At 72.6% G+C, this 6,474-nt stretch carries 4 protein-coding genes; all 4 read right to left on the reverse strand.

The window, feature by feature from the left end; translation table 11 throughout:
* The 4 genes from LZ009_RS13200 to LZ009_RS13215 are packed head-to-tail and all read right to left on the reverse strand — an operon-like array spanning position 1 to position 6,431.
* Positions 1 to 1,968: a preprotein translocase subunit SecA gene (locus LZ009_RS13200; RefSeq protein ID WP_275698395.1), complete on the reverse strand. Its 1,968-nt coding sequence runs from the start codon at positions 1,966 to 1,968 to the stop codon at positions 1 to 3.
* Positions 1,965 to 4,112 (reverse strand): PqqD family peptide modification chaperone, encoded by a 2,148-nt coding sequence (locus tag LZ009_RS13205; protein ID WP_275698396.1) that lies wholly within the window; start codon positions 4,110 to 4,112, stop codon positions 1,965 to 1,967. The genes LZ009_RS13200 and LZ009_RS13205 overlap by 4 nt, the downstream gene beginning before the upstream one ends.
* 15 nt (positions 4,113 to 4,127) lie before the next feature.
* Positions 4,128 to 6,041, reverse strand: coding sequence for a GAF domain-containing protein (locus tag LZ009_RS13210; protein WP_275698397.1), 1,914 nt, complete (start codon positions 6,039 to 6,041; stop codon positions 4,128 to 4,130).
* A gap of 54 nt (positions 6,042 to 6,095) precedes the next feature.
* Positions 6,096 to 6,431 (reverse strand): DUF3467 domain-containing protein, encoded by a 336-nt coding sequence (locus LZ009_RS13215; RefSeq protein ID WP_275698398.1) that lies wholly within the window; start codon positions 6,429 to 6,431, stop codon positions 6,096 to 6,098.
* Between the last annotated feature and the right edge of the window lie 43 nt (positions 6,432 to 6,474).

A 6,474-nucleotide genomic window follows, 5' to 3' on the forward strand; every position in this document is an offset into this window, starting at 1 on the left:
CTATTCGCCGCGGCCGGAGAAGGCCAGCAGGTCTTCCTGCGACTGCCCCGCCTTCAGCAGTTCGCGCCGCGTGCGCGAGTGGGTCCGCTCGGCCAGCGCCTGCGCCAGCACCAGCAGCGGCCGTCCTGCCCAGGCCGGCACCTCGCCGCGGCGGTTGCCCAGCCGCGCCGCCAGCCGCGCCGTCGCCGGCAGGTAGGTTTCGCACAGTTCGTCCTCGAGGCTGAGGAAGGTGAGGCACTCGCCCGGGTCGCCCTGGCGCCCGCAGCGCCCGTAAAGCTGGCGGTCGATGCGGCCCGAGTCGTGCCTTTCCGTGCAGACCACCAGCAGCCCGCCCTCCTGCGCCACGCCAGCGGCCAGCTTGATGTCGGTGCCGCGGCCCGCCATGTTGGTGGCGACCGTCACGCGCCCGGGCTGGCCGGCCTCGGACACGATCTCCGCTTCGGCCGCGTCCTGGCGGGCATTGAGCAGGCGGAACGCGATCTCCGAGCGCTCCAGCAGCGCCGCCAATTCCTCGGACGCCCCCACCGACCGGGTGCCGACCAGCACCGGCCGGCCCGCCGACTGGCTGGCGCGGATCGCCGCCAGCACGGCCTGCCACTTGTCCTCGGCCCGCGCGAACACGCGCTCGGGTCGCAGCAGGCGCCGCACCGGCTTGTCGGTCTCGATGCGCGCCACCCGCAGCCGGTACACCGCCCACAGCTCGCCGGCGACCTCGGAGGCCGTGCCGGTCATGCCGCACAGGTGCAGGTAGCGGCGAAAGAAGATCTGGTAGCTGATGCGCGCGAGCGTGGTGCGCTGCGCGCTCAGCGCGCAGCCTTCCTTCAGCTCGATCAGCTGGTGCAGGCCCTGCTCCCAGGCGCGGTCCGGCATCAGGCGGCCGGTGTTCTCGTCGATGATCAGGACCTTGCCGTCCTGCACCAGGTAGTGCTTGTCGCGGTGGAACAGCTCAAGCGCCGTCAGCGCCTGCAGCACCAGGCGTTCGCGCCGCCGCGGCCCTGTCCACAGTCCGCCCAGGCCGGCGGCGAGCTGCACCAGGCGCTCGTGGCCGGAGGATGTGAGTTCCAGGTGGTCGCCTTCGATGCGGTAATCGGCCTCGCCCAGCGCGTGCGCCAGGGCCAGCGCCTGCCGGTAGGTCGCCTCCTCGCGCCCGCTGTCCTGCTGCGTCGCCAGCACCAGCGGCGTGCGTGCCTCGTCGATCAGCACGCTGTCGGCTTCGTCGACGATGGCGAACTGCAGGCCGCGCAGCAGCGGCGGCTCCTGCTCGCGCCCGGGCGCCAATCGTCCCAGTTGCGCGGCGATCGGCCGCGGCCGGCCGCCCAGCGTGAGGCGATCGCGCAGGTAGTCGAAGGTGAGTTCCTTGTTGCTGCAGTAGCAGACGTCGCAGCCGTAGGCCTGGCGGCGCTGGGCCGGCTCCATGCCGTGCACGATGCAGCCCAGGGTGAGGCCGAGCGCCTCGTACAGCGGCCGCAGCGCCTGCGCGTCGCGCTGCGCCAGGTAGTCGTTGACCGTCACCACGTGCACAGCCTGGCCGGCCAGCGCCGCCGTCGCCGCGACCAGCGTCGCGGTGAGGGTCTTGCCTTCGCCGGTCTCCATCTCGGCCAGCATGCCTTGCAGCATCGCCCAGCCGCCGACCAGCTGCACGTCGTGGTGGCGCAGGCCCAAGGTCAATCCGGCGGCGGCGCGCACCAGCGCGAAGGCTTCGGCGGCCAGCGGTTCGGTCCAGCCGGAACGGCGCAGGCGTGGCCGCAGCTCCGCGGCGCGGGCCCGCAGCAGTTCCGCATCGACGGGCGGCAGCGCCGCCTCGCAGGCATGCACCTGCGCCACGATGCGCCGCAGCCGCTCGCGACCGGTGCGGCCGCGGCCCGCGACGTAGGTCACCGCGCCCAGAACCTTGCGCAAGGCGTCGCTGCGTTCCTCGACCCGCTCGGGGTAGCCGCTCCAGGCGAGTGCCGTCGCTGCCGCCGTCATACGGTCAGCCGGCTCAGGAAGACCTGGCGCACGGACCGGTACAGCCGATGCGCCAAGGGTTCCGGGTCGTGCAGGAAGCGCACGTGCACCCGCTCGCCGATGCTGCGGCCGGTGGACTGCGGCAGCTGCAGCTCGAACTCGAACCAGCTGTCCATCGCCACGGCCTGCGGCTCGCCCGGCCGCGGGTCGGTGGCGACCAGGCCGCCGCCTTGCGCGGTGAGCGCCGGGTTGGGGACGCGCCGGCTCGCCGCCGGCACTTCGCGCAGCAGCCGCGCCGGCTCGGTCACGGCCAGCGCGCCGGCGCGCTTGATCTCGATGGAGCGCGTGCGGCTGCGCACCAGGTCCACCTCGTCCTGCGAGACCAGCACGCGCACCGTGGCGGGCCCGGGCGGCAGCACGAAGGCCACCTGCTGGCCCTTGCGCAGGAAGCGGTCCGGCAGGTCGTCGGCGCCCGGCAGGAACAGCACGCCCGCCAGCGGGCTGCGGATGACGAGCTCCTCGTACCGTTCGCGCGCCACTGCCAGCTCCGCGCTGGTCGACTTGATCTCTTCCTGCGTGCTTTGCCAGCGCACGCGGTCGACGTCGCGCTCGGCACGCGCCCGCGCCTCCAGCAGGTCCAGCTGCGCCTGCAGGATGCGGATGCGCGGCGCGAGCGCGGGGTCCTCGGTGGTCACCAGCACGGTGCCGCGTTCGACCTGGCCGCCGGCCGGCGCCAGCACCTTCTGCACGAAGCCGTCGGTGCCGGCGGCGATCACGGCCTCCTGCGCGGTCCAGGTCACGCCTTCGGCCCGGGTCCACAAGGGCATGGGCAGCGCGAACAGCAGCAGCAACAGGAACACCGCGATGCCGGTGGACACGGCCACCGCGCGCAGGCGCCGGCGCCGCAGCCGGTTGTGCCGCGCGAGGTAGGCCACGCCCTTCACCAGCGGCCAGACCAGCGTCGCGGCGACCGACCACAGGGCCAGCAGCACGCCGACGAAGAAGTACTCGCGCGCGATGAACAGGGCGATCGCGAGCATCACCGCGATGCGGTAGAAGAAGGACGCGACCGTGAAGGCCAGCAGCCAGGCCCGCTCGCGCGGATGCTGCTCCACCGGCGGCGCGTCGACGCCGAACAGGCGCGACTCGACCACCTGCACCAGCAGCTGCTGGCCGCGGCTGCGCATGTTGGGGATCTGCAGCAGGTCCGAGAGCACGTAGTAGCCGTCGAAGCGCAGCAGCGGATTGCCGTTGAACAGCACCGTGGAGACGCCGGCGATCAGCATCACGTCGTACATCACCGCGCGCGCCATGCCGGGCTGCAGTTCCAGCCAAAGCAGCAGCGCCAGCGAGGCCAGCAGCAGTTCCGCCATCACGCCGGCCGCACCGACCACCGCCCGCCGGCGGGTTTCGCGGAAGGCGCTGGAGGCGCTGGCGTCGACGTAGGGCACCGGCATCAGCACCAGCAGCATCACGCCCATGTCGTGCACCTCGCCGCCCCAGGCCTTGACGGCGCACGCGTGGCCGAACTCGTGCAGCAGCTTGACCACCGGGAAGGTGAGCGCGATCAGCAGCAGGTTCTGCGGCGCCAGCACGCGATCGGTGACGTCCTCGGCCAGTTCGCGCCAGTGCCCGGCCGCGAGCAGGCCCGCGGCCAGCACGATGGCCAGCCAGACGAAGAAGCCGGCGCGCGTGAACAGCGGCCGGTACCAGGGCAGCAGCCGCTGCAGCAGGCGGTCGGGGTCGAACAGCGGGATGCGCACCGCCAGCGGCGACAGCCAGCGCTGCACCAGCTGCTGGCGGCGGTGCTTCTGCGTGCGCCGCAGCAGCTCCGCCACGTCGGGCGACACCTCGGACTGCAGGACGTCGGCCGCATGCAGCTGCGCCAGCAGGCGGATCAGTTCATCCTGCGTGGGGGCGTCGTCGCCGAAGGCGGTAGCTGCCAGGTCCCACAGCTCCTGCACCGTGCGGCGGCCATCCATCAGGCCGAGGATGTGGTGCGCAGCGGGGTTGAAGCGGTGCATGCGCCGCGACAGCAGGTCCTCCAGGACGTACCAGCGCTGGCCGCGGTATTCGTGGCGATGCACGCGCAGGTGCCCGCGCAGGCGCGGCCGCAGCTCCGCCACGCGGTACCAGGACGGGCTGAAGAGGCTGTCGGCGGCCATGCGGATCGCTGCCGCTCAGGGCAGCCAGAGCCAGAACCAGAGGCGGATCCGGTCGACCAGCGAATGGGTCCAGATCCAGGCCAGGTTGCGCTCGCCGATCTCGATCTTGCCGACGCCCTTCATGCCGGGGCGCAGGCGGCCGTAGTCGCCCACCATCTTCGCTTCGACCCGGAAGGTGTTCTTGCCGTCGCGCGCCTCGTTGACGGCGGTGACCTTGGTGACCTCGAAGGGGAAGCTCGCCCCGGGCATCGAGTTGACCGTCAACTTGCCGCGCTGGCCCGGCTGCACCGCGGCGAAGTCGTGCTCGTCGACCATCAGCGCCACCCGGAAGCTGCTGAGCGGCGCCAGCTCGAACAGCGACTGGCCCCGCTCCACCGGCGCACCCAGCTTCTGCGACAGGTCACCCGTCACGATCACCGCGTCGAACGGCGCCACCAGCACGGTGCGGGCGATCTGCTCCTCCACCAGTGCCAACTGCGCGCGCGCCTGCTCCAGCTGCGAGCTGGCCATCAGCGCCTGCGCCCGCTCGCGCCCCGCCGTCGCCTCGCGGTACTGGCCACCGTACTGTTCCACCTGGCTCAGGAGCTTGGCGCGTTCGACCCGCAGGTCGCGATCGTCCAGGCGCGCGATCACGGTGCCCTTGCGCACGGCGTCGCCGGCGCGATGCGGCGCGTCCTTGATGAAACCGTTGATGGGCGCGCTGGCCGAGCGAAGGATCTCGCCCTCGACGGTGGAGTCGGCGGTGACGCGCCAGTCGCCGGTGGCGAAGACGAAGAACAGCACGACCAGCAGCGCGGCCGCCCCGGCCAGCTTCCAGCCGGCATGGCGCGGCCCCAGCACGCCGTCGCGCAGGCGCACGGCATCGGCGCCCGCATGCGCCAACAGCCCGCGCTCGCCGGCTTCCTGCAAGGCCACGAGGGGGCCGGCCACCGCGGCGACGGCGGCGCACAGTTCGAGGGTCGCCGGATCGAAGCCCTGCCCGGTGGCGCGCTCCAGCGTGAGCGCGCCGACCTGCTGCTCGCCGCGCCGCAGCGGCAGCGTCAGCACCGCGCCGGCGCCCGAGGCTTGCGCGAGCTGCTGGTGGGCAAACCGCACCAGCGGCGCCGAGTCGTCTTCGGCCGCGGGAAAGCCGACCGTCGCATGCTGGTCCAGCGCCTCGTCCATCGCGTCCTCGATGGCGCGCGTGAGGTTGCCCTGCGCCGCCACCTGGCTCGAATGCGACATGGCCTTCAGGCGCGTGCGGGGCCCCTGGCGCAATCCCAGCGCCACGCGGTCGCAGTGCAGGCGCGATGCGAGCTCGGTGACGAAGGCCGGTCCGCCTTCGGCCAGGCGCTGGTGCTCCAGCAGCGTGGCGACCAGGTCGAGTGCGAGCTGCTGCCGTTCACCCCCGCCTTCGGCCGGCGAGACCGCGGCGCCGGCAACCATCTGTCGCCGCAGCCACGCTTCCAGCCAGCCCGAGCCCCATTGCAGCGAGCGCATCGCGGCGCGGACCTCGGGGTCGCTGCGCTGGGCGATCTCCAGGCCCACGGCGCCGAGCACCTGCGTATCGACCAGCAGCGGCAAGGCGAGCTGGTAGGCCACCGGCTCGTCCTCCGTGCCCGGCGCCGCCGTCCCGGGCCGCGCCAGCCGCGGGAGCACTACGCCGCGGCCCTCGGCCAGGGCGCGTTCGATCACCTGCGCGAACAGCGCGCGGTCGGGCGGATGGCGGGGATGGAAGGCGGCGGGGGCCAGCAGCTCGGCGCCGGGCTGCCGCAGCAGCACCACGCCGTCGCCGACCTCGCCGATCTGGGCGCACTGCAGGGCCAGCCAGGCCTGCGCGAATTCCTGCAGCGATTCGGCACGGGCAAAGCGCCGCCAGGCCTCGTCGGCCGCGGCCGCGCGCTGGCCCGCGCCCGGCGCGACGGAACGCACCAGGCGTCCTTCCTGCATGCTGCTGTCGATGTCCACTCCTCAGGCCGCGCCGCTGGGGCGCGGCAGCCCGGCTTACTTGTCGTTGCGGGGGGCGGGCGACATCTGGGTGATGCCGCCGCCCTCGACGTCGAGCTGCCCGAAGCGGCTTTCGTACTCCTTGACCACGCCGGACAGCACCATGCTCAGGCGCTTGGCGGCATAGGGGCTGATGATGATGCGGTCGGTCAGCTGGATGGTGACTTCCTGCTGGCCGCGGTTCCACGCCTGGTTGACGCCGAACAGCAGCACGACCTCCTCGCGGGTGCTGCTGACGTTGCAGACGTTGGCATACGCGCTCGACATGCGCGAGTCGTCCCACTTGATGCGGGGCGCCGCCGCTTGCTGCGGGGCTTCCTTGTTTTCAGCCATGAAATGAACTTCCTTCGTTGAACAACCGAACCCGCCGCGGCCC

It is taken from the genome of Ramlibacter paludis, from assembly GCF_022012305.1.
Taxonomy (GTDB): Bacteria; Pseudomonadota; Gammaproteobacteria; order Burkholderiales; family Burkholderiaceae_C; genus Ramlibacter; species Ramlibacter paludis.